The sequence below is a fragment of the Agrobacterium tumefaciens genome, assembly GCA_025559845.1.
Lineage (GTDB): Bacteria > Pseudomonadota > Alphaproteobacteria > Rhizobiales > Rhizobiaceae > Agrobacterium.
Map to the genome: position 1 here is coordinate 2,070,677 of CP048470.1, position 23,861 is coordinate 2,094,537.

Consider the following 23,861-nt stretch of genomic DNA (forward strand, 5'->3'; position numbering starts at 1 on the left):
GACCTCCTGCTTGAGGGCAGGTCTCCAACTGTGCGGCCGGGGTGAACCCAATATCTCACCCCTTTTACCCCATTCGGGCCTTTTGCCCGTCCCTCCCCATCCGGCGAGGGCGAATAAACCCAAGGAGGATCATTCGTGAGTACAGGTTTTTTCGGCGACATCAGCAAGATCAAATACGAGGGCCCGGACAGCACCAATCCGTTGGCTTTCCGTCACTACAATCCCGATGAGATTGTTGGTGGCAAGCGCATGGAGGACCATCTGCGCTTTGCCGTCGCCTATTGGCATTCGTTTGCCTGGGAGGGTAGCGATCCTTTCGGCGGACGTACCTTCGACCGGCCTTGGTTCGGGGACGATATGGCGAAGGCAAAGCTGAAAGCCGATGTGGCTTTCGAAATGTTCAGCCTGCTCGGCGCGCCCTATTATTGCTTCCACGACGCCGATGCGCGCCCGGAAGGAAAGAACTTTGCCGAGAGCACGAAGAACCTCAACGAAATCGTTGATTATCTTCAGAAAAAGCAGGAAGAAACCGGAGTTAAGCTCCTGTGGGGTACAGCAAACCTGTTTTCCAACCGGCGCTTTATGTCGGGTGCCTCGACCAACCCTGACCCGGATGTGTTTGCCTATTCGGCTGCGACCATCAAGACCTGCATGGATGCGACCATGAAGCTTGGTGGTGAAAACTACGTTCTCTGGGGCGGACGTGAAGGTTATGAGACGCTTCTCAATACCGACCTGAAACGTGAGTTCGACCAGATGGCGCGCATGCTGCACATGGTCGTCGAGTACAAATACAAGATTGGTTTCAAGGGTACGATCCTCGTGGAGCCGAAGCCACAGGAGCCGACCAAGCACCAGTACGATTACGACGTCGCCACCGTCTATGGCTTCCTGAAGAAGTATGGCCTTGAAAACGAGGTCAAGATGAACATCGAACAGGGCCATGCGATCCTTGCCGGGCACACATTCGAGCATGAGTTGGCATTGGCCTCGGCACTCGGCATCTTCGGTTCCATCGACATGAACCGTAACGACTACCAGTCCGGCTGGGACACCGACCAGTTCCCGAACAATGTGCCGGAAATGGCGCTTGCCTACTATCAGGTTCTGCAGGCAGGTGGCTTCACCACGGGTGGTACAAACTTCGATTCGAAGTTGCGCCGTCAATCTCTTGATCCAGCGGATCTGTTGATCGGCCACATCGGCGGCATGGATTGCTGCGCACGGGGCCTGAAGGCTGCGGCAAAGATGGTGGAAGATGGCGCCCTGTCGAAACCGCTTTCCGAGCGTTACGCCAAGTGGGATCAGCCTGAAGCACAAAAGATGCTGCGCGGCGAATTGAAGCTTGAAGATATTGCTGCCAAGGTCGAGCGCGAAAACATCAATCCTGAACCGAAGTCCGGTCGTCAGGAGTATCTCGAAAACGTCGTCAATCGTTACGTTTGATCTGCTAGTCCTATCGAACGATTTGAGAGGCGGGAGGATTTCCCGCCTCTTTTTCGTTTCGCCATCACGAACCGCCGACCCATTGTTCGATAACACCTGCAAGCGCTTTGGATATTTGATGAGGCAAATTTCTGAAACGTTGCAGAATTGCGTTGCTGTTGGCTGTACCTGCTTCCCAACATCGTCTAAACCTCCATCAACCTTCCTTTAGGCATGACAGAGAGGGCTTGTCCTATGACCGATCCCAAGGTGCTTGCAGCACGCTTCCCCGGTGACTTCCTGTTCGGTGTTGCGACCGCATCCTTCCAGATTGAAGGCGCCACGAAGGTCGATGGTCGAAAGCCGTCAATCTGGGATGCTTTTTGTAACATGCCGGGCCGCGTCTATAACCGCGATAACGGAGACGTCGCCTGCGACCACTACAACCGGCTGGAAGATGACCTCGATCTTATCAAGGCGATGGGTGTTGAAGCCTACAGGTTTTCGATTGCGTGGCCACGGATCATTCCAGATGGCTTTGGCCCGATCAATGAAAAAGGCCTGGATTTTTACGACCGGTTGGTCGACGGATGCAAGGCGCGCGGTATCAAGACCTACGCAACGCTCTACCACTGGGATTTGCCGTTGACGTTGATGGGTGACGGTGGCTGGACGGCGCGCTCAACGGCCCATGCATTTCACCGTTACGCCAAAACAGTGATGGCTCGCTTGGGCGACCGTCTGGATGCGGTTGCCACCTTCAATGAACCCTGGTGCGCGGTATGGCTCAGTCACCTTTATGGCATTCACGCACCGGGCGAGCGCAACATGCAAGCAGCACTCGCCGCCATGCACCATATCAATCTGGCTCATGGTCTTGGTGTCGAGGCTTCACGCCATGTCGCGCCTAAGGTTCCTGTCGGTCTGGTGCTGAACGCCCATTCCGTTATCCCCGCGTCGGACAGTCAGGCCGACCACAACGCTGCCGAGCGTGCTTTCCAGTTCCATAATGGTGCATTCTTCGATCCTGTCTTCAAGGGCGAATACCCCAAGGAAATGATGGAGGCACTTGGAGATCGCATGCCGATCGTCGAGGCGGACGACCTCTCGATCATCTCGCAGAAACTGGACTGGTGGGGTCTCAATTATTATACCCCTATGCGAGTTGCGGACGATGCGTCTGTTGATGCCGAGTTTCCTGCAACCAAAGCAGCTCCCTTTATCAGCGATGTCAAAACGGACATTGGCTGGGAGGTCTATTCGCCAGCACTTGCCTCGCTGGTGGAGGAGCTTTACGCGCGGTATGAATTGCCCGATTGCTACATCACCGAAAACGGCGCGTGTTACAATATGGGCGTTGAAGACGGGGAGGTGAATGACCAGCCACGTCTCGACTATTATGCAGATCACCTTTCTGTCGTGTCCGACCTTATCAAGGGCGGTTACCCCATGCGTGGCTATTTTGCCTGGAGTTTGATGGATAATTTCGAATGGGCTGAAGGGTATCGTATGCGGTTCGGCCTCGTTCACGTCGATTACGATACGCAGGTCCGCACACTCAAGAAAAGTGGCAAATGGTACAGTGCGCTGGCGTCTGAGTTTCCCAAAGGCAATCATCGGAAATCATAAGTAGACAAAATTATCAGTCTTGCTGATTTTTTTTGACGGTAACCTTTTGGTGCCTGCTTGTGCGGACGCGTCTTTGCCCTATCTCAGTCCGGCCACGACCAAACGTGGCGCCTTCGTACCGCCGGGCGAGGGTTGATCCTCCCAAGGGAATATACGGACATGCTTATCGAAAAACTCAACTGGCGTTACGCCACCAAGAAGATGGACCCCTCCAAGGCCGTTTCGGAAGACAAGGTGGAGCGTATCATTGAGGCAGCACGCCTTGCACCAACCTCAAGCGGCCTCCAGCCCTTCGAAGTCATCGTTGTCACAGACCCGGACGTGCGCGCAAATATTCAGGCGATTGCCTGGAACCAGGCGCAGGTCACGGACGGTTCGCATCTTCTCGTTTTCGCAGCCTGGGACAATTATACGACCGACCGCATCAACCATATGTTCGATCTGGTCAACGAAGAGCGCGGTTTCAGGAACGAGGGATGGGAAGCCTATCGCCAGAAACTGCTTGCTGCCTATCCGGACCGCGACGCGGAAGTGAATTTTGAACATGCCGCCCGCCAGGCTTACATTGCCTTCGGCATGGCCGTTGCTCAGGCGGCTTTCGAAGGGGTCGATTCAACCCCGATGGAAGGTTTTGATCCTGCCGAACTCGACAAGATTCTCGGCCTTCGCGAGAAGGGACTGCGTTCCGTGACGATTTTGCCGCTTGGTTATCGTCAACCGGACGGTGACTGGCTCGTTGATCTCAAGAAGGTTCGTCGTCCGCTCGATCAATTTGTCAGCCGCGTGTAACCAAGACAACGCTTCCAGCAAACACGGGCACTACAACTCCCTCGGAAACGTTGAAGGTGCCTCAAGCCTCTCCAAGGATACCTCGTTCGCACGGTCTTGGAGCTTTGCGGTAGATTTTTTCGTCCATGTGGAATAAACGAAAAATCATCCCTGTAAAAAGATGACGCATGCGGGCAAACATGCGTCATCCAAGTGCCGCTCTGCGGTATCGACAAGTGAAAGCCTGACGCAATGACCCGGAAAATCCTCTGTAATCGAATGTGCGCCGAAGTCGCATGAAGAACGCGGTACCGTCCGCGACAGGATTTTTTAAGACCCGATCCGTCAAGAGTTTTCACACCGAGAGTTTTCAATGAGTTTTGCAGTTCACGCGGCCATTCCCGCGCCCCCGGAGCAGGCGGTGTTGGACCAGATGGTCGTTTTCGAAGGTGTAACAAAAACCTTTGGCGCCACCGGCGGAAAAACCGGATTTGCCGCGCTTGCGGGAATTGACTACGTCGTTCCGAAAGGCTCGATCACCGGCATTATCGGCCGTTCGGGTGCTGGCAAGTCCACGCTGATCCGCTTGGCCAATGGGCTCGAAAAGCCCTCTACCGGACGTGTGGTTGTAGACGGTGTAGATGTATCCGCACTGGATGAAGCTGGTCTGCGCACGCTTCGGCGATCGGTAGGTATGATTTTTCAACACTTTAACCTGCTTTCTTCGCGCACCGCTTTCGACAATGTGGCGCTGCCATTGGAAATCGCCGGTGTTGGCAAAAAGGAAATTGAGGCCAAGGTTACGCCGCTGCTCGAACTCGTCGGTCTGTCCGATAAGGCAAAGCGTTACCCTGCGGAATTGTCCGGCGGTCAGAAGCAGCGTGTCGGTATCGCGCGCGCGCTTGCCACATCGCCGAAACTGTTGCTCTCCGACGAGGCTACCTCCGCTCTCGACCCGGAAACAACTCAATCCATCCTGGAGCTGCTGAAGCGCATCAATGCCGAACTTGGCCTGACTGTTCTTCTTATTACCCATGAGATGGAAGTGGTTAAGACCATTGCCTCTCAAGTCGCTGTTATCGACAAGGGTTTGATTGTCGAGCAGGGTCGCACTTTCGATATCTTCACCGCACCGAAGCACGAGACGACGCGTAGCCTGTTGTCGTCTTCGGTTGGCGTGAAACTGCCGCACTGGGTCACGTCAGGACTGAAGCCGCAACCGGCGGCTGGAGACCGGGTGCTGGTGCGTCTGGTGTTTTTTGGGGAAACGGCGTTTCAGCCGCTGACCGCCCGTCTCGTCAGCGAAATCGGCCCCGACGTCAATATTCTCGCTGGAACGATAGAGGAGATTTCCGGAGAACCCTTCGGGTCGCTCGTTGTGTCTTATCCAGCCTCACCTGAAGTGGCTGCACGCGCCAGCGCCTTTTATGCAGAAACCGGACTTCACACGGAGGTGCTCGGTTATGTCGCCTGAAATGCTTTTCAACCTTCTGTCCAAGGGGCTTCTGCAGACGCTGCACATGGTTGCCGTCGCAGGCATCGTCGGCTCGATCCTCGGTGTTCCGCTCGGTGTCTTCCTTGCCACCAGTGGCAAGGGCGAACTTTTTGCTGCGCCGATGTCAAACCGCATTCTCGGCCTGATCGTCAACGCGGCCCGTTCCACCCCCTTCATCATTCTCGTGGTTGCGATTATTCCATTCACCCGGCTCGTGGCCGGTACGTCCATCGGTACCAATGCGGCAATCGTGCCGTTGACGGTTGCAACCGTGCCATTCATCGCGCGTCTTGTCGAAGCGGCCATTCGCGAAGTTGACAAAGGGCTTATTGAAGCTGCCCGTGCCATGGGTGCGACCCCATTGCAGATTGTAATGAAGGTTTTGCTTGCGGAGGCAAAGCCCGGCATCACCTTGGCGCTGACCCTGACGCTTGTTAGCCTGATCGGTTATTCCGCCATGGTCGGTGCGGTCGGTGGCGGTGGGCTCGGCGACCTCGGCATTCGCTATGGCTATCAGCGTTTTATGCCGGACGTGATGCTGGTGGTCGTTCTGGTCCTGATCGTGCTCGTGCAGCTTGTCCAGAGCGCCGGCGACGCACTTGCCCGCAGCTTCGATAAACGCAACCGGAAATCCTGATTTCATTCATTAACTTATAACGACAAAACCCAAGGAGACACCCAATGAAAAAACTCATTATCGCGGCTTCGCTCGCAGCCTTGTTTTCGGCGGGCTCCGCGCTTGCTGAAACCATCAAGATCGGTGTGACACCGGCTGAACATGCCCAGATCATGGAGCAGGTGAAGACGATCGCTGCAAAGAAGGGTCTGGATCTCGATATCATCGAGTTCTCCGACTACGTGGTTCCCAACCAGGCCTTGGCCGATGGAGAGCTTCAGGCGAACTCTTTCCAGCACCAGCCTTATCTCGACAACCAGATCGCTGATCGCAAGTTCGATCTCATCAGCGTCGGTACCACGATCACCACACCAATGGGCGTGTATTCGAAGAAGGTGAAGAGCCTTGATGAACTCAAGGACGGTGCAACGATCGGTATTCCGAACGACCCAACCAATGGCGGTCGTGCACTTCTGGTTCTGGCCTCCAAGGGCGTGCTCAAGGTCAACCCAGACGTCGGTCTGAAGGTGACCCCTGCCGACATCACCGAGAACCCGAAGAACATCCAGATCATCGAACTGGACGCCGCACAGCTTCCCCGTTCGCTGGATGATACGGATGCCTCGGTGATCAACACGAACTATGCCACGGCAGCAGGCCTCAACCCGAAGAAGGACTCGATCGCGATCGAGAGCGAAAAGTCGCCTTATGCGAACATCATCGCAATCAACGCCAAGGACAAGGATGCACCATGGGTAAAGACCCTGGTTGAATCTTACCAGAGCCCGGAAGTGAAGGCTTTCATCCTTGAAAAGTACAACGGTACGGTCATTCCGTCCTGGTAATAGCTGATCCGGTATTCGCCGGATGACAACTGCGACGAACGAAAACCTCCCCCGCGATGCGGGGGAGGTCTTTCTTTGCGCTGATCGGGACGGGTATGCACTGAGACTACCGTTTTGTACCTGTGTTTTTTTGGGTCGCGGTCGTCGCGCGGTTTAACCGGTTTTGAATGTTTCCTTCGCAAGATGATGCTTTCGAAGGGGAAATTATGCGGATTGTACCGCGGGGGATAGTCAGACACTTGCGCATTGGCCGACGGGCAGCCGTTGGAGCCGTGTTGTTTGCGTTCGCCCTGGTTCTTTTCGTCGTGACCGCCCTTGTGTTGTCTGCTGTCGGCCAGATCAAGGATCAGGCGAATGCGCTGGACAATCTACGCCTGAAAGAGACGACATCAGGCGCATTGATGACGCTTCGCAATCAACTTGATGCAACATTGACAGATTATGCCGTGCGCAATGACGCTGCCGAGTTTGTCTATGCCCCTGACAGGTTCGATTGGCTTGCAAGCAATTACGGCAAGGCAAGTGGGCCGGGGAAACTGTTCGATACGGCCATCGTGCTCGATCAGGACGGCCGTGTGCGTATGGCCTATCACGATGGCATGCCGATCTCCTGGCCGGAAGAAAGTTATCTGCCTGGAGGTTGGGGGAAGATGCTCGCTCAGGTGCAGGAAATGCGTCCCGGTCACTGGTCTCAGATGTCCGGGTTCGTCAAGACCGACCATGGCATCGCGGCTGCCGGCGTTGCGCTGATCCGGAACAAATCCGGTGAGTTGCCCTCAGCCGAAAATGAGCGACGGTATCTTCTTCTTGCCCGCCATTTTACAAAGCCGCTGGTCGATAGGCTGGCTCGGACCTACGTCGTCGATGGCCTCGAACTTGAGCCCACCAATGTCGAAGGCGCCAACGCTGTCGATATCGTCAATCCGCTCGGCGAGATCGTGGCCAAGATGGGCTGGCGTTCACGATTGCCGGGTGATGTCAGTTTCCACGGTGCGCGACCTATAATCTTCACCGCACTTGGAGTCGTAGGCACCTTTTTTATTGTACTGCTCATCGTTGGTTCGACGACACTTGACCGTCTGAAGGCCGATGAGGCGGCTGCGCGCGATGAGGCACTCCGTGATCGACTGAGCGGGTTGACGAACCGAAACGGCCTGTTTCTCAAACTCGCCCGCATGGTCCGCTCTGCTCGTCATCACAGGACGGATGTGCTGCTTCTTTATCTCGATCTCGATGGCTTCAAGGAAATCAACGATTCCTATGGTCATGCTGCCGGTGATCGTCTTATCAAGGGCGTCGCAGCAGCCTTTGAGGTTCTCGTCCCGGAGCACGCCGTCCTGGCGCGATTGGGCGGGGACGAATTTGCCATCGCAATTCAGGGCGGCGACGTGCGCGAGGACGGGCGAAAGCTCTGCCGTTCCATACTCGAGCTTTTTACCGAGCCTTTCAGCATCGGCGAGCGAGTAGCGAGCATTGGCTGCAGCATTGGTATTTCAATTTCGACCGCCGGTGAGATCGACGGCGAGGAACTTGTGCGTCGCGCCGATATGGCCATGTATCAGGCAAAGGAGGGCGGACGCGGGCGCTATGTTGCCTATGACGAGAAAATGGACGCACTGCGGGAAGAAAAGCTGCAGCTCGAAGCCGATCTCAGACGAGCAATTGGTAACGGGGAAATTTCTCTGGTCTACCAACCTGTCGTCAACGCCGCGACCCGGACGATCACGAGTGTCGAGGCGTTGGCACGTTGGAACCGTCCAGGCGTCGGGCCTGTCGCACCCGATATCTTCATCGCAGCCGCCGAGACAAGTGGTCTGATCGACAGGCTTGGTCTTTTTGTCTTGCAACGTGCCTGTGAGGCTGCGCAGCAGTGGCCATCGATAAGGCTGTCGGTCAATATATCGCCTGTGCAGTTCCGCAATCCGGCTTTCGCAGGGTATGTCGCTGACATATTGAAGCACACCGGCACGACGCCAGATCGGTTGCGGCTGGAATTGACGGAAGGCTATTTCATCCAGCATCCAGAACGGGCGAACGTGGCGATCGACAAGCTGAAACAGCTTGGTATCAGTATCGCACTCGACGATTTCGGAGCTGGATTTGCCAGCGTCGGCTATCTTCGTCGTTTCGGCTTCAATCGTATGAAGATAGATCGTTCGCTTGTCATGGCGTTGGAGCAGGGCGGCCGGTCACTCGACATGTTGCAGGCAACCGTTGCATTGGCACGCTCCCTCGACATTCCCGTTACGGCTGAAGGCGTTGAAACCGAAGAACAGGCCGCGATCCTGCATCTGTGCGGTTGTGACGAACTGCAAGGCTATCTGTTTTCGCGGCCCGTTAGCGGTGAAAGAATCCGCGAACTGCTCCATGAACAGGATGCGCCGGTGGCCGAGATACGCCTGAAGGCCTAATTGCTTAAACGCGCATGATCGGGCTTGCAGACACGATCTGTCTCATCCGTGACGACGGCCTGCCTTACATGAGGCCGGAACGATGCTGACGTTCCAGTCTGTCTCAGCGGCCCAGGTGCTTTTCGCCACGCTTCTTTGCGAGATCAATCTGTTGCTGGCGGTCACGGAAGCGCTGACGGTCATCGTCCGTCCTGTCATCATAACAACTCGGGCAGGATACACCTTCCTCGAACAGTGGTGACTGGCGCACTTCAGGGGTGATCGGATTACGGCACGCATGGCAGAGCTTGTGATCGCCTTCTGCAAGGCCGTGGACGACCGAGACGCGCTCGTCGAAGACGAAGCACGCGCCTTCCCACAAGCTTTCCTCCTCGGGCACTTCTTCCAGGTACTTAAGAATGCCGCCCTTTAGGTGGTACACCTCTTCGAAGCCTTGCTCTTTCATGAAGGCGGTTGCCTTCTCGCAACGAATGCCGCCTGTACAGTACATGGCGATCTTTGGCTTGTTGTGCAGGCGGGGGTTGTTCTTTACCCAGTCTGGAAACTCACGAAACGTTTTTGTCTGTGGGTCGACAGCGCCTTTGAAAACGCCGATGGCTGTTTCATAGTCGTTGCGCGTGTCGATCAAGATTGTATCTGGGTCGGAGATAAGGGCATTCCAGTCCTGCGGAGCGACATACGTGCCAACAATTTGGTTGGGATCGATGTCCGGCACACCCATCGTGACGATCTCTTTTTTGAGCTTCACCTTCATGCGCACGAAGGGCATCTTGGATGCACGGCTTTCCTTGTGTTCAAGCGCGGTAAACTCCGGCTGGGCGCGCAGGAACGACAAGATGGCATGGATGCCTGCATCAGGCCCGGCGATCGTGCCGTTGATACCTTCCGCTGCCAGCAGCAACGTTCCTTTCACGCCGTTTTCCTGGCAAAGCCGGAAAAGCGGATCGCGCACGCTTTCGAACCGCGGGAAGCGGGCAAAATGATAAAGCGCAGCCACGAGAAAATCGCCAATGGCTCCCGGTGCGGCTTCCGGGCGAGAAGGAACAATGGTGTTGGTCATGGGCGCTGAAATACAGCGATGACGTCCGCAAAGCAATCCAAATCCACCTTTTAGAGGGCATTTGGCGGATTTTGAAATTCGTCAAATTTCCTGGACTGCGGGCGTTGCCCACCTACTTTCCCGCACGACGCCACAACACAGCGGCAATGCTGCTTTCTGTACGCGCGGATTCCGAAAAGACCTCGCCTGCAAGCGCAAGGCTGTTTTTGCGCAACACCTGTTGCTGGCGAATGATCGCCTCAAGGAGAAAAGCCTGCCGGTCGCCGTTACCAAAAAGCTCACCTTCGCGGTCGGCAAGCGCTGCCAACACGGAAAGATCGTGCTCGCGCCCCAGCAAATCCACCAGACGCTTGGCATCTGCACGTTTGCTGCGCATCGCCGACGGCCAGAGGCGACGCAGAAGGCCCAGATGCATCCAGTAGATTTGCCCCGCCTTACGCAGATCGTGAAAATGCTCAACGTCGGCGTGCGCGTGGCAATCGCTCAGTGCCTCTAGCGCTTTTCTGCGTTGTTTTGCCCAGCTTTTGCGGATCAGTCTGGCCGCACCTTTCGCATCATCCGGCAAGCTGAGCGCATCTAGTTGCGCGCGGCCCTTTCGGCATTGCGCAATGGCGGTCTTGATCGTGCTGTCGAGGTCGACTTCATGCTCTATTGCATGGTCGCGTCGCTCCTCAAGCGTGACTGTTACGGATTGTAAAGCGACGCTTTGCGCCTCTGAACGCGCAAATTCTTCAAGGTAACCGGCGGTCTCGACCAGAGCGGTGGCGTCGCGCGCAAAGGCGAGTGATTGGGCGATTTGCCGAAACCTGGCGTTTTCCTCACGTCGAAAGCCGGCGTTGGCGGGCTGAATGAGTCGATAGAGCGCGCGGATGCGTTTGAACCGTTTGCGTGCGTCATGGACCGCCTCATGTGAACCGTCCGGCTGGTTTTCCAGGATCTCAATTGCCTCGTCGATCAGCTCCAGCCCGGCGCGGCGTATTTCATCGTCGAAGGGCTTTCTTGGATCAATCCTGAAGGGCATTCAGCAACTCTTTTCGCAGGTTCTGGGTTGCGAGTGACTGGTTCGAAAAACGGTGATCGCCCGTTACTTCCTGACCAAGCCATTCTGGCAGCGCAGGTTGAGCATTCTCATCATCCATTTCCACCTCGGCCACGACAAGGCCAGCATAGTGCCCCTGGAAGACATCGATTTCCCAGGTGAAGCCCGCATGTTCAACCGTGTGACGGGTCTTCTCTATGACGATCCCCAACGCACTTGCCATCAACTCATCTGCGTCCGTCAGCGGGATGGCATATTCGTATTCGTCACGCACCAATGCGCTGGTACCGATCTTGATTGTCAAAGTGGCTTTTCGATCATCCACGATTCTGACGCGGACAGAGCGATCGTCCATGGATGCAACATAGGCCTGTCTAAACGACTTGCTTGACGTGACTTTATCGCGCCATTCTTCATGTGCGACAAGAAACTTGCGTTCTATCTCTTTTGCCATCTACTTCTTTTGCCAAGCAATTTCTGAAAAACCGACAATTGAGCTTATTACAAGCATATGTCATGAAAAAGCGAATTGTTTGAAGTATCTAGGGCTTGGCGGTAACTTCAATAAGATCGGCCGGTGACTTAACTCCTCAGGCCGAGGAGAACTGAAATACACATCTTGCGCCTCGACATGGTCGCGAAGGCAGGCTAATTCCAACGTCGGTATTTCAATCGTTTCAAACGTGCAAGGGAGGCTCACACTTGGCCCAGGACTCCGAAAAATTGCTCTCCATTCTCAAGCTGCAGCCGGTCGTGCCGGTGTTGATCGTGGATGATGCGGCATCTGCCGTGCCCTTGGCGCGGGCTCTGGTCGCAGGTGGTCTCAAGGCAATCGAGATTACGCTTCGCACACCTGCCGCTCTCGACGCCATTCGTGCGGTCGCAGCGGAAGTCGAGGGAGCGAATGTCGGTGCAGGCACAATCCTCAACGCCAAGGACTATGAAGCCGCTGCAGACGCTGGTTCGACCTTCATCGTCAGCCCAGGCCTCAACAAGAGCGTTCTAGAAGCGGCTCGCGCTTCCAAGGTACCTTTGCTTCCCGGTGCCGCTACGGCAAGCGAAGTCATGGCGTTGCGCGATGAGGGATACAAGGTCCTGAAGTTCTTCCCGGCCGAACAGGCTGGTGGTGCTCCGTACCTTAAGGCCCTGGCATCGCCGCTTGCCGGGACAGTCTTTTGCCCGACAGGCAGTGTTTCTCTCAGGAATGCCAACGATTATCTGTCGTTGCCGAATGTCGTCTGCGTCGGCGGCTCATGGGTTGCCCCGCGCGAACTGGTCGCAACAGGTGACTGGGCAGGGATTACCAAGCTCGCGGCCCAAGCCGCAGCATTGCGCGGTTGATACCGTCCCAGCTGCGTCATCGGACACACCTGTTCACGAAGGCGTGAGCGGTTCAGGTTTGTATTCGTAGCATAGTTTCCTATCTCCTGTGGGATTGAACCCTCACAGGAGATTTTGATGTTCGACGCCAAGAAACTTCTTGAACAATTCCTCGGCTCGCAAGTGCCGGGCCTTTCTGGAAGTGTCCGCGACAGGGCTGGACAGGCCGCCGAAATCGCAAAAAACAACCCTATGAAGGCCGGCGCACTTGCTGCGGCAATTCTCGGGACGAAAACGGGCCGCAAGCTCGCTGGCAATGCCGCGACTGTTGGCGGTATCGCTGCCATCGCCGGGCTTGGTTATCTTGCATACAAGAACTACAAGTCAGGCCAGGCGCCGGAGGCGGCACCGAAGCCGCAACCCGAACTCATCGCTCCACCGGCTGATTCAGCCTTTCATCCGCAGTCACCCGCACTCTCAAATGATTTCGCCCTGAAGCTTATCCAGGCCATGATTGCGGCAGCGAAGGCGGATGGTCATATCGACGCGGAAGAGCGAGCCCGTATCATGGAGCGCGTTCAGGTGTCGGGACTGGATACGGAAGCGGAGCAATTTATCGAAAAAGAACTGGCGGATCCGCTTGACGTCGACGCTCTGGTGGCGTCTGCCCGCACGGAAGAGCAGAAGGTGGAGCTTTACACCGCCTCGCGCCTTGCGATTGAGGCGGACACGCGCGCGGAGCGCGGCTATCTCGATCTTCTCGCCGGGCGCCTTGGGCTCCCCGATGCGCTGGTCGATCATATCGAAGCAACGGTTACTGCTGCCAAGGTGTGACATCCTTCAGACGTCGTCGGAAAGCCGGCTACGTCGTATCGGAAGATTGGTCACGGCGCGCTCGCGCCGTGTATTCATCCTTTTGACATCCATCGACGGCTCGCCTAATTCTTTTCCATCGAATATGGGGAAGAGAATGCGCGATCTGACTGAATTCAAGGGATGCCCAGCACCTGTAGCTGTGACGCTCAAGGGGCGATACGTGACAGCCGAGCCGTTTGATCGCGACAGGCATTTAACCAAGCTCTGGGATGCGCTTGGCGGTGAGGGGACCAATGATCTCCTGAAATATTTCCCCCAGGACCGCTTCTCCGGCGCCGATGATTTTGGTGACTGGCTCATCGGAGCAGGCTCGAAATTTAACTGGGTGACGCTTGTGTTCGTTGAAAACACGACGGGTGATGTCGTCGGCATGGCAAGCTACATGCGACCCGACCCTGCCAACGGCGTTGTCGAGGTTGGGTCGGTGGCCCACGGCGCCAAGATGAAACGTTCGCCACTTTCGACAGAGGCTCATTATCTGATGGCAAAGCACGTATTCGACGATCTTGGTTATCGCCGCTACGAGTGGAAATGCCATAATGACAACGAACCTTCGAAAATCACGGCGAAGCGTTACGGCTTCACGTTTGAGGGGGTGTTTCGCCAACACATGATTTCAAAGGGACAAAACCGCGATACCGCTTGGTTTTCCATGATCGACAGTGAATGGCCGCGGATCGGCAGGGCCTTCGAAACCTGGCTCGCGCCGGACAATTTTGATGCGGGTGGTGCCCAGCACCGAAAGCTTGAAGACATCCGCGCGGAGCTCTCCAATGTCTGAGCAGCGCGGACTTAAGGACAAGGGACGTTCGCCAGCCATTGCCGCTGCGTTAATTATGCTGGGGTTCGGCCTGATTTTTTTAGTCATGCCAAAGATCATGCTGTGGCTTGGGGACTATTCACCGTGGCTTGCGGCTGCCTTCGGTACCGTGGCAGTCCTGTGCTTTTTCCTGCTTTTTTGGCTACGAGCACGATACCAGCGCAGACGTGATGGCCTCTGAGCGTTGCGGTGCTTCCCTTTCCCTACTGAGCTCCTGCATAGATCAGGCCTGAAGCGAGGCTCCGAGCAGGGCAAGCCCCATCAGAAGAACGAATAGCGCCCCGGCAATCTCGATGGCATGGCCAATCCCCGCAGCCTTTCGGCTGCCTGGGCCTGCGAAGCGAATTGCGAGCCCCTTGGCTGAAACCGCCAAGGCCGCAAGCGCCGAGACCGTGATGGCGGTGCCAAGCGACATCGCCAGTACGGAGAGCGTGCCACCAAGCAGCAGTCCGTTTAAAACCGCAAAACTCATGACAATGATTGCGCCGGAGCAGGGGCGAAGGCCGACCGCGATGATCGCAGACCATGCTTCGTGCAGACTGAATTTTTTCGCTCCGAGCAGGGATGGATCAGGTGCATGCGATTGACCGCAGGAAACGCAGAGATCGCCATTGCCGCTATGCTCGTGGTCGGCAAAAACAGGCTTACCCTGAAAGCGTAAACCCGTGCCCATTCCCGTCCTGGGTGCTCTCACGGTGCTGTTGGAGACGGCGATGTCTGGAGCCGTGGCGAGAACTTGAACGCTTTGAGAACGTGGCCGGAATGACCAGAGCTTACGGGCCAGAAGCCAGCCGCCAAACAAGGCCACCATCGCGAAACTTGCGACTTCCATTGTCTGGGTAGCCTTGGTCATGGTGATGGAGGTGCCGCGCAGCAGTTGCCATGCCGCTCCGACCAATCCAATGGCAACCGCGCCCTGAAGAAACGATGAGAGGAAGGAGATGATGATGCCACGCTTGAGCTGCGTTTCGTTGGCGATCATGTAGGAAGAGATCACCGCCTTGCCGTGGCCGGGTCCCGCCGCATGGAAAATGCCGTAAGCAAAGGAAAGGCCGATCAGCGAGGCCAAAGCCCAGTTGTCCTCACGCATTGCCTTCAGTGCACCTGTCAGGGAGCGATAAAACATCTGCTGATGGACGTTGATCCATTGCAACAGTGGACCAAAGGGACCGCCAATCGAAAAAGACGGTTCCGCTGAGCCGATACCGAGCGGGGATTGGGCATGGGCGGCAACAACTAGAAGCGGCAACGTGACAGCAGCAAAAAAGCAGGTCTTTCTGCTCAGCATGACAGCTCCAGCCGCGTCGCGAAAAGCTTCGTCATGTCCGTTCCGGTCGGATCGTTGAAGAAGGCATCTGTCAGCGTGTTCTGGTTCTGGGAAATGACCTCGTCGGGATCCGGGCGCACGACTGAGTGCTTGCATGCCGCAAGATCCTTGCCCTCCGTAGCCAGGTCATCGTCCTTGGCAAAGTCAATTGCGGTGTACATGGTCGGGTCCCAAGCCCCGAAGCTAAGTTTGCCCTTGGCATGCAGTGGCGTCTTTGGCTTGACCGAGAAGAACATCAGGATTTGCTGATCCTGGTAATCGACGTGGATTGCGTCCGGCTTCTGGAAGTCGACGGGTTTCCCGTTGGCGGTGATGTAGGTGTAATAGGAATACTCCGAGAGCGATTCCAGGACCGTACTACCGATCTCAGCCAACTCATCCTTGTCGAGTTTGAGATCGCTGTTCTTGTCGTAATCCATGACGACGCTTGCTGAGAACATTTCGTCGAAGCGCCAGATGTTGCGCACTTCCTGGATGGTGCCATCCTTGCCTTCGACGATTTCCATACGTGCATCGGCAAAGATGTGTGGATGTGCATTTGCAACTACGGGGATACAGGCCAGGCAGGCCGCGAGCGACAAAAATTTTCTGTTCATTCTTCCCTCAGTCCCGCCTTCGAATCTCGATCCGGACTTTAGCAAAAAATGGGACAGAATTTCGACCTGCCTTCGTTCTCAACCGTTCTTGCGGAACCAGTTAGAGAGAAAATCGACGAAACTGCGGACCTTGGCGGGTAGGTAGCGGCGATGTGGATAGACGGCGTAGATACCGCGATCCTTGGAGATGTAGTCATCGAACAGGGTCACCAGTTCGCCAGACTGTATATAAGGCCGGGCGATGAAATCCGGCACCATGGCAATCCCAAGTCCCGCGCGGGCAGCGCGCAGGGTTGCCTGCGGACTGTTGACCTCGATTGGGCCGCTGATGGCGACTGAGTTTGACCCGCCGTCAGGTTCGAAGTAACGCACGGAATTATGAAAACGCGTATTGGTGTCGATGATGAAGGGAACGCGAGCAAAGTCCTGGGGTCCGTTGAGGGGGCCATGCTGCGCGACGAAATCCGTGGTAGCGACCGCATAGACCCGAAAATCGGAGAGCTTGCGGGCAATAAGGCCTGAGTCTTCCAGACGGGTGATTCTGACGGCGAGGTCAAAGCCTTCCTCAATCAGGTCGACGAACCGGTCTTCGGCAACGATCTCAAGCGAGAGCTCCGGATTTTCCTTGGCAAAATCGATCAGGCTCTGGCCAACATCCGCATCGATAAAGGTGCGTGGAACGGAAATCCTGAGTTTGCCTTTGAGGTCGGCGTTCTTTTCGCGCACGAGATCGGCGAGATTGTCGATCTCCTTCAGGATGTCGGAGGCAGTGCGATAATAGGTATGTCCCGCTTCAGTCAGCGAAAACTGGCGCGTCGTACGATTGAGAAGGAGCGCGCCGAGGTCGTCTTCCAGTTCTCGGACGTATTTTGAGAGCAGCGCTTTCGAGCGGCCGGTCTTGCGCGCCGCAGATGAAAAGCCCTCGGCCTCCACGACATCGATAAACGCTCGGATGCGGGTCAGTGTGTCCATGGAAACCTCCGTTTGTTCGGCATAATTGAACGATGAGGTTGCGATGTTCAATAAGAAAATAAATGATGAAAAAATCCGCGTCTGCTGAAAAAAATCTCTTGATTATGACCGCGAATATTCTTATTTCCCGGCTTGCCCAAAGTCGCACGTGCCCATGTGTGTCCGCCGAGTCCTCGATGTGGTGAGGAGTTCGGTAAGGTACCTGGAACTAACCCCTCCAGTCGCTATTCCGGCCAACCGGGAAATGCGAGGACATATGAAGCAACGACGGTGCGGGCCTTTCTGGTTCTCTGCCGGCTTTCCATCAGCCGGGGTACTGAAGAGGCACACCATCATTGCCGGAAGTGCGGTCGGGTCAATCCCTCCAATCAATGGCAGACAAAGCCGAATGATGCTCTGGCAGGGCGTCGTTCACATTCGCGCCTTGAGCGTATGTTATCGAATCTGCGCCTCCACCGGCTGATTCGCATACATATCTCGAGCGTTCTTTGTCCTCCGGAATTTCCGGAGCTGGATTTAACAGGGAATAGACCGATGACGACTGCACGCATTCTCGACTTCATCAAGACCCGACGTCCCGAAGGCCCATGCCTCGTGGTTGATCTCGACGTCGTGCGCGACAACTACAACGCATTCCGGCACTCCCTGCCGAACAGTGCAATCTATTATGCCGTCAAGGCAAACCCGGCTCCCGAAATCCTCAAGCTGCTTGCTTCGCTTGGCTCCAACTTCGATTGCGCCTCCGTGGCCGAAATCCAGATGGCGCTTGACGCGGGTGCGACGTCAGACCGTATCTCCTTCGGCAATACCATCAAGAAGGAGCGCGATGTCGCTCGTGCGCATGCACTCGGCATTGATCTCTTCGCTGTGGACAGCCACGAAGAAGTTGAAAAGGTTGCTCGTGCAGCTCCGGGCGCACGCGTGTTCTGCCGCGTTCTGACGGACGGTGAAGGTGCCGAATGGCCGCTGTCGCGCAAGTTCGGCTGCGTGCCTCAGATGGCCGTTGACGTACTGGTTTATGCTCACCAGCTTGGGCTTGAATCCTACGGCGTTTCCTTCCACGTCGGTTCGCAGATGATGAACCTCGACGCGTGGGATGCTGCACTGGCCGATGCAAAGCGCGTATTCGCATCGCTTTCCAAGCAGGGTATTCACCTGCAGATGGTCAACATGGGTGGTGGTTTCCCAACCAAGTACCTTCGCGACGTTCCGGCGGCAGAGGAATACGGTCAGGCAATCGACACCGCGTTGCGCAAGCACTTCGGTAACCAGATCCCGAAGACGATCATCGAGCCGGGCCGCGGCATGGTGGGCAATGCGGGTGTGATCAAGGCAGAAGTTGTTCTTGTGTCGCGTAAATCCGACAATGACAACCATCGCTGGGTGTTCCTGGACATCGGTAAGTTCGGTGGTCTGGCTGAAACCATGGACGAAGCTATTCGCTACCCGATCCGCACCGAGCGCGATCAGGACGCGATGGAGCCTTGCGTTCTTGCCGGTCCGACCTGCGACAGCGCCGACGTGCTCTATGAGAAGAACATGTATCCGCTGCCGGTGTCTCTGAGCATCGGTGACGAGGTTCTGATCGAAGGTACGGGCGCTTATACGACCACCTACTCGGCGGTCGCATTCAACGGCTTCGAGCCGCTGAAAGCCTACGTCATCTAACCCGGGCGCCGCCTGCTGAAGGGCGGCGTTTCGACCAAGCTTCCGTTCCGGCCTTGCCGATTGTGCTGTTGCGCAAATCCCTGCTTGCTGCGCCTCTTCCAGCCGAGGAAAGCGCGTTGGCGGGCCGGAACGGCTCCACCTTTTGTTCCAGGGCCGCGTGTGGGCGGTTTTGTCTTGGGAGGGCCGGGCATGGCCGCTCTTTTGAATTCTGTACGCGCATTTTTCACGCCGCAGACGTTCCACGTCGAAGCAGAGAATCCGGGCGATGTTGTTGCTCGCGAAAGCCTGCTTGATCGCGCAATGGGTGCCGGCCGGCGTCGCAAGTCGTCCGAAAAACTTCGCGTAGGTCGTGTACCTGCCGAGGGGCTCGCCCTTGTTGCCCGCGATCAGGACGGTCACGTCATCGGAACCGTTCGTCTCTGGAATGTCGAGGCCGGCATTTCTCGTGAGGGCCGTCCTGTTGATGCGCTCCTCCTTGGTCCGCTCGCTGTCGATTCTGCCTATGAGGGCAAGGGCATCGGTTCTGCACTGATGCGCGCTGTAGTCGCCGAGGCTGCGAGACGTGGTCATGGCGCAATCCTGCTGGTCGGCGACGCCCCTTATTATGAGCGTTTCGGTTTCTTTGCCGAGAAGACGCAGCACCTTATCATGCCAGGTCCATTCGAGCGTCATCGTTTTCTGGCGCTGGAACTGAAGGCCGGTTGGCTGGACGGTGCGGCGGGTATGCTGGTTGCAAGCGGTCGCAAGCTTTCTGCCTGAAAGCCGTCTGGTCGGCGACACTCTATATTTTGCTATGATCCTCCGGTCTGGCCGGAGGATTTTTTGTTTCTCCACCACGGTTTGTCAGTTGGGCTGAAATCCGGATTTTGTTCGGTACGGCTCCCCGTGTGGCCGCCAGATCAGCTTCGGCATTATGGTACCGACGCAGAAACGAGGCTTTCTATCGGGGCCCCTTGTTTTTCACGATTTGCAGGCATATACCCGCAATATGCCAAGCGATACCTGTCACTGCATATTGTTGCGCAAAGCCTCCCGTCGCATATCGTCCTATTATGACGAGGCGCTGGCGCCTCTGGGTGTCAACATCGGTCAGTTCAGCCTGTTGCGAAACATAAACCGTTTGGCGCCGGTTTCATTGACGGATCTTGCCGCGCGTGTCGAACTGGATCGATCTACGGTCGGACGCAATGCGAAAGTTCTGGAGCGTATGGGACTGGTGGCGATTGGGCATGGTGAGGATCAGCGTGAAGCAATGCTGACGATCACCGAGAAAGGGCATGCCGTTCTCACGGATGGTGGGCCGCTTTGGGATGGCGTGCAGGACGATATTGAAGCCCGGCTCGGACCGGAAAAGACACGGCAATTGCAAGAGCTGCTCGCGGCACTCTAATTCTTTAATTTAACGTGGGTATATGCCCGCAAATCCGCCTCGAAGGCGACAGGGAAAGGGACGAAGACCATGCTCTCCACGCGCCTTGCAGGCTGGATGGCCGCAAGAAATCTTCATTACGGATGGCTGGTCGCTGCGACCACGTTCCTGACTATGCTCGCTACCGCCGGAGCAATGGGGTCGGCCGGTGTCATGATCCAGCCGCTCCATCAGGAGTTTGGTTGGGACATTGCCGATATCTCTTCCGCGATGGCTGTAAGATTGGTGCTTTTCGGACTACTTGGGCCTTTCGCGGCTGCGTTCATGAACCACTTTGGCATCCGCCAGGTCGTCATGACGGCGCTTGCCCTGATTATGGGCGGGATTGTCCTGTCATTGCTCATGACTGAAGTCTGGCAGCTTCTTCTGCTTTGGGGCGTTGTGATTGGCGTTGGTACCGGGATGACGGCGCTGGTGCTGGGGGCAACTGTTGCAAGTCGCTGGTTTTCCAAGCGCCGGGGTCTCATTATTGGCCTCATGACGGCGAGCAATGCGACCGGGCAGCTTGTATTTCTGCCAATACTCGCAGCGCTGACGGAAGCCTATGGATGGCGAACAGCTTTGACGCTGACAGTGGCGGTTATTGCCGTGGCAATGCTTCTCGTGCTTCTGTTGATGAGCGATCACCCTGCCGATGTCGGGCTTCCGGCCTATGGTGAGACGACGGTGACGCAACCACCCAAGCAGGACCATAAGCTGCTCGAAACATTGATCTCACCCATTCTGACATTGAAGAGCGTTTCCGGGAATCCGGTCTTCTGGGTCCTGTTCGGCACCTTCTTTGTCTGCGGGCTCTCGACCAATGGTCTGATCCAGACCCACTGGATTTCAATCTGCGGCGACTTCGGGATGGCAGCAGTAACAGCGGCAGGCACGCTGGCAGTGATTGGCATCTTCGATTTCATCGGCACCGTATTTGCCGGTTGGCTATCCGACCGTTTCGACAATCGATACCTCCTCTTCTGGTTTTACGGTCTGCGGGGCCTGTCGCTGATCTATCTCTCATTTTCGGGTTTCAGCTTTGTGGAACTGTCAGTCTTTGCCGTCTTCTATGGTCTCGACTGGGTGGCGACTGTTCCACCGACCGTGAAGCTCGCCGCCGAAAATTTCGGACGCGAAAAGGCCGGTCTGGTTTTCGGTTGGGTATTTACCGGTCATCAGCTTGGCGCAGCAACGGCCGCTTTCGGTGCCGGCTTCTTCCGCAGCGATTTCGGCACCTACATGCCGGCGCTCCAGATTGCCGGGTTGATGTGCATCATCGCAGCAATTTCTGTCTTGCTTCTCAGAAAGCCCGGGCAAGCGACGCTTAGACCGCAGACGGCATAATCGATCGACAATTCTGGGCCCGCCTTGGGCGGGCCCTTGTTGTGGCGCCGAGAGACGAAACGTCAGAAGTCTTCCCACTCTTCGGTCCTGAGTGCGAGTGCAGAAGAATGCCGTGAAAACCCGGATTGTTGAGCACCCAATCGGGCCTTTGGGGCCGAGCGCACTTTGGGTGGCGCGGATGGATGTACAATGGGTTTGGAACCGGAGTTGGCCACGCCAAGCGTGAACTGCTGCAGAAGTCTGAACAGGGCGGAGGCTTCAGCGGCCAGACTGTGACCCGCTGCAGTTTGCTCTTCGACCATTGCAGCATTTTTCTGCGTGTTCTGGTCCACCGTGTTCACGGCTGTATTGATCTCGACCAGTGCGGTGGATTGTTCGCGGGATGCTTCGACGATAGCGCGCACATCACTGTCTATATCGTTGACCTGGTCGGTGATGAGGCCTAGCGCAGCGCCCGTTCTGGTAACGAGCGATACGCCATTTTCCACATGCTGACCGGATGTCTGAATAAGGGCCTTGATTTCCTTTGCTGCTTTAGCGGACCGCTGCGCCAGTTCGCGGACTTCTTGAGCCACCACAGCAAAGCCCTTGCCAGCCTCACCTGCACGGGCCGCTTCAACACCAGCGTTCAGAGCGAGAAGGTTGGTCTGGAAGGCGATTTCATCGATGACGCCGATGATGTTGGTGATTTCACGCGAAGAGGATTCGATTTGTGACATGGCGGCGATGGCGTCGCGAACGATGTTTCCGGAGCTTTCTGCGTCGTCTCGCGTGCGGGTAACGAGGTTACCTGCGCGTTCGGCACGAATGCTTGCCGATTTGACTGTTGTGGTGACCTCCTCGAGGGCAGCCGCCGTTTGCTCAATCGATGCCGCCTGCTGTTCAGTGCGCTTTGCAAGATCATCCGCGGCAAGCTGAACTTCGCTGGCACTGGCTGCAATGGCCTGCGCATTTGATGCGACTGTTTGCATCGCTCCCCGCAGCTTGGCGCTTGCACTGTTGAAGTCGCTGCGCAACCGCTCAAGCGAGGGAATGAAGGGCTTTTCAATCCTGCCGGAGAGATCACCATCCGCCAGACGAGTGAGGCATCCAGCCAGAGCCTCCACGTTTTCGACGCGTCCAGTGACATCAGTCGCGAACTTGACGATCTTGAAGACCGTGCCGTTCATGTCAAAGATGGGATTGTAAGATGCCTGAATATGGACCTCGCGGCCGCCTTTGCCGATGCGCATGAATTCGTCTGCCACAAACTCTCCAGCTGCCAGGCGTTTCCAGAAGCTATTGTAGGCATCAGATGCCACGTAGCTCTCATCACAGAACATCGAATGATGCCGTCCCTGAATCTCTGCGAGCGTGTATCCGAGTGCGGACAGGAAGTTTTCGTTGGCGACCAGTATTTCGCCTGTCGGCGAGAATTCAATGATTGCCTGCGCGCGCGAAAGCGCAAGCAGCTTTCCGGCATCCTCAGCCGCCTTGAGTTTCTGTGCGGTGATATCGGTTGCGATTTTCACAATCTTGACCGGTTTACCGCGGCGAAAAACCGGATTGTAAGATGCCTCGATCCAGACCTCTCTGCCACCTTTCCGATGCGCTTGTATTGACCCTGGTCGAACTTGCCTGCGGCCAGTTTATGCCAGAAAGAACTGTAAACGGCGGATTTTCCATAGGCGGGTTCAAGGAACATGCTGTGGTGGCGACCAACGATCTCGGAAAGCTGATATCCCAGTGTGCGACAGAAATTTTCGTTTGCTGTCATGATTTTGCCGGACAGATCGAATTCGATCGTGGCCTGCGATGCAGAGAGGGATTCCAGTATCGCTATTGCATTCGCGCCTCGACCGAGCATGCTCATTGCTTTCTCCTCCGAAGATAAAGTATCTTTGAAGGTAAGCTGAAATATTTATCAAATTGTTTATGCTTAATTCCAAGTTTATGTGTCGTTTGTGCGTTCTTTTGTTGCCTGCTGGTGCCTTGAGCGGTCATTAAGCTAAGTATATTAGAATATTATAATTCAATTTATATTATAAAAGCATTGGCCAATTTGGCTGTCTCTACTGTGGTCCGTGTTGCATGATTGCTACGTCTTTCAATGGTGCACGCCCCATGCGTGCGTTGTCGCCTTCGGTTTGATCCATCTCAAATATCCAGCGCTCATCCTGATCATAGTGGAGGCAACGGCTGCCGGGTCGAGATTCGTTGCCGGCAGTTCGGTCCGGGCTATCGCTCGGTGACGGATCAA

At 56.0% G+C, this 23,861-nt stretch carries 21 protein-coding genes and 1 pseudogene; 15 read left to right on the forward strand and 7 right to left on the reverse strand.

Going from position 1 to position 23,861, the window contains the following annotated elements; genetic code table 11:
- Nucleotides 1-135: 135 nt before the first annotated feature.
- The 7 genes from xylA to FY156_25900 all read left to right on the forward strand — a co-directional run bounded on the left by xylA (nt 136) and on the right by FY156_25900 (nt 9,189).
- Entirely contained in the window at nt 136-1,446 is a 1,311-nt protein-coding gene (gene xylA, locus FY156_25870; protein ID UXS04871.1) for a xylose isomerase, read from the forward strand.
- 234 nt (nt 1,447-1,680) lie between these two features.
- Nucleotides 1,681-3,054, forward strand: a complete 1,374-nt coding sequence (locus FY156_25875) for a beta-glucosidase (protein UXS04872.1) — start codon at nt 1,681-1,683, stop codon at nt 3,052-3,054.
- 159 nt (nt 3,055-3,213) lie between these two features.
- Entirely contained in the window at nt 3,214-3,843 is a 630-nt protein-coding gene (locus FY156_25880) for an NAD(P)H-dependent oxidoreductase (protein UXS04873.1), read from the forward strand.
- 412 nt (nt 3,844-4,255) lie between these two features.
- Nucleotides 4,256-5,296: a methionine ABC transporter ATP-binding protein gene (locus FY156_25885; GenBank protein UXS05254.1), complete on the forward strand. Its 1,041-nt coding sequence runs from the start codon at nt 4,256-4,258 to the stop codon at nt 5,294-5,296.
- The gene (locus FY156_25890; GenBank protein UXS04874.1) at nt 5,286-5,954 is read left to right on the forward strand and encodes an ABC transporter permease; all 669 of its coding nucleotides are present in this window, start codon (nt 5,286-5,288) and stop codon (nt 5,952-5,954) included. Before FY156_25885 ends, FY156_25890 begins: the two co-directional genes overlap by 11 nt.
- Nucleotides 5,955-5,998: 44 nt before the next feature.
- Complete coding sequence (locus tag FY156_25895; GenBank protein UXS04875.1) at nt 5,999-6,778, forward strand: MetQ/NlpA family ABC transporter substrate-binding protein; 780 nt, start codon at nt 5,999-6,001, stop codon at nt 6,776-6,778.
- Nucleotides 6,779-6,945: 167 nt separating this feature from the next.
- Nucleotides 6,946-9,189: an EAL domain-containing protein gene (locus FY156_25900; protein UXS04876.1), complete on the forward strand. Its 2,244-nt coding sequence runs from the start codon at nt 6,946-6,948 to the stop codon at nt 9,187-9,189.
- A gap of 103 nt (nt 9,190-9,292) precedes the next feature.
- Here FY156_25900 and FY156_25905 read toward each other — a convergent pair whose 3' ends face one another.
- The 3 genes from FY156_25905 to FY156_25915 all read right to left on the reverse strand — a co-directional run bounded on the left by FY156_25905 (nt 9,293) and on the right by FY156_25915 (nt 11,742).
- Nucleotides 9,293-10,249 carry a rhodanese-related sulfurtransferase gene (locus tag FY156_25905; GenBank protein UXS04877.1) on the reverse strand — a complete coding sequence of 319 codons (957 nt, stop codon included), beginning with the start codon at nt 10,247-10,249 and terminating at the stop codon, nt 9,293-9,295.
- 112 nt (nt 10,250-10,361) lie between these two features.
- Nucleotides 10,362-11,270: a CHAD domain-containing protein gene (locus tag FY156_25910; protein ID UXS04878.1), complete on the reverse strand. Its 909-nt coding sequence runs from the start codon at nt 11,268-11,270 to the stop codon at nt 10,362-10,364.
- Nucleotides 11,254-11,742, reverse strand: a complete 489-nt coding sequence (locus tag FY156_25915; GenBank protein UXS04879.1) for a CYTH domain-containing protein — start codon at nt 11,740-11,742, stop codon at nt 11,254-11,256. Before FY156_25915 ends, FY156_25910 begins: the two co-directional genes overlap by 17 nt.
- Before the next feature lie 248 nt (nt 11,743-11,990).
- Between FY156_25915 and FY156_25920 the strand changes: the two genes are divergently transcribed.
- From FY156_25920 to FY156_25935, 4 genes are all read left to right on the forward strand, one after another.
- On the forward strand, nt 11,991-12,629 hold the full coding sequence (locus FY156_25920) for a 2-dehydro-3-deoxy-phosphogluconate aldolase (GenBank protein UXS04880.1): 639 nt from the start codon (nt 11,991-11,993) through the stop codon (nt 12,627-12,629).
- Nucleotides 12,630-12,746: 117 nt separating this feature from the next.
- On the forward strand, nt 12,747-13,442 hold the full coding sequence (locus FY156_25925; GenBank protein UXS04881.1) for a DUF533 domain-containing protein: 696 nt from the start codon (nt 12,747-12,749) through the stop codon (nt 13,440-13,442).
- Between the two features lie 136 nt (nt 13,443-13,578).
- Entirely contained in the window at nt 13,579-14,265 is a 687-nt protein-coding gene (locus tag FY156_25930) for a GNAT family N-acetyltransferase (protein UXS05255.1), read from the forward strand.
- Nucleotides 14,258-14,485: an intracellular growth attenuator family protein gene (locus FY156_25935; protein UXS04882.1), complete on the forward strand. Its 228-nt coding sequence runs from the start codon at nt 14,258-14,260 to the stop codon at nt 14,483-14,485. Before FY156_25930 ends, FY156_25935 begins: the two co-directional genes overlap by 8 nt.
- A gap of 42 nt (nt 14,486-14,527) precedes the next feature.
- On the opposite strand, the gene FY156_25940 is transcribed toward FY156_25935, so the two are convergent.
- From FY156_25940 to FY156_25950, 3 genes are all read right to left on the reverse strand, one after another.
- Entirely contained in the window at nt 14,528-15,592 is a 1,065-nt protein-coding gene (locus FY156_25940) for a nickel/cobalt transporter (protein ID UXS04883.1), read from the reverse strand.
- The gene (locus FY156_25945) at nt 15,586-16,227 is read right to left on the reverse strand and encodes a DUF1007 family protein (protein ID UXS04884.1); all 642 of its coding nucleotides are present in this window, start codon (nt 16,225-16,227) and stop codon (nt 15,586-15,588) included. The genes FY156_25940 and FY156_25945 overlap by 7 nt, the downstream gene beginning before the upstream one ends.
- 78 nt (nt 16,228-16,305) lie before the next feature.
- A complete protein-coding gene (locus tag FY156_25950; GenBank protein UXS04885.1) occupies nt 16,306-17,199 on the reverse strand; it encodes a LysR family transcriptional regulator in 894 nt (297 codons plus the stop codon).
- A gap of 534 nt (nt 17,200-17,733) precedes the next feature.
- Here FY156_25950 and FY156_25955 point away from each other — a divergent pair.
- The 4 genes from FY156_25955 to FY156_25970 all read left to right on the forward strand — a co-directional run bounded on the left by FY156_25955 (nt 17,734) and on the right by FY156_25970 (nt 21,622).
- The gene (locus FY156_25955) at nt 17,734-18,867 is read left to right on the forward strand and encodes a type III PLP-dependent enzyme (protein UXS04886.1); all 1,134 of its coding nucleotides are present in this window, start codon (nt 17,734-17,736) and stop codon (nt 18,865-18,867) included.
- A 189-nt stretch (nt 18,868-19,056) separates the two neighbouring features.
- Nucleotides 19,057-19,626, forward strand: coding sequence for an N-acetyltransferase (locus FY156_25960; protein UXS04887.1), 570 nt, complete (start codon nt 19,057-19,059; stop codon nt 19,624-19,626).
- A gap of 229 nt (nt 19,627-19,855) precedes the next feature.
- Entirely contained in the window at nt 19,856-20,257 is a 402-nt protein-coding gene (locus tag FY156_25965) for a winged helix-turn-helix transcriptional regulator (GenBank protein ID UXS04888.1), read from the forward strand.
- 69 nt (nt 20,258-20,326) lie between these two features.
- Nucleotides 20,327-21,622, forward strand: coding sequence for an MFS transporter (locus FY156_25970; GenBank protein ID UXS04889.1), 1,296 nt, complete (start codon nt 20,327-20,329; stop codon nt 21,620-21,622).
- A 62-nt stretch (nt 21,623-21,684) separates the two neighbouring features.
- On the opposite strand, the pseudogene FY156_25975 reads toward FY156_25970, so the two are convergent.
- Nucleotides 21,685-23,474 (reverse strand): annotated as a pseudogene (locus FY156_25975) (PAS domain S-box protein).
- Between the last annotated feature and the right edge of the window lie 387 nt (nt 23,475-23,861).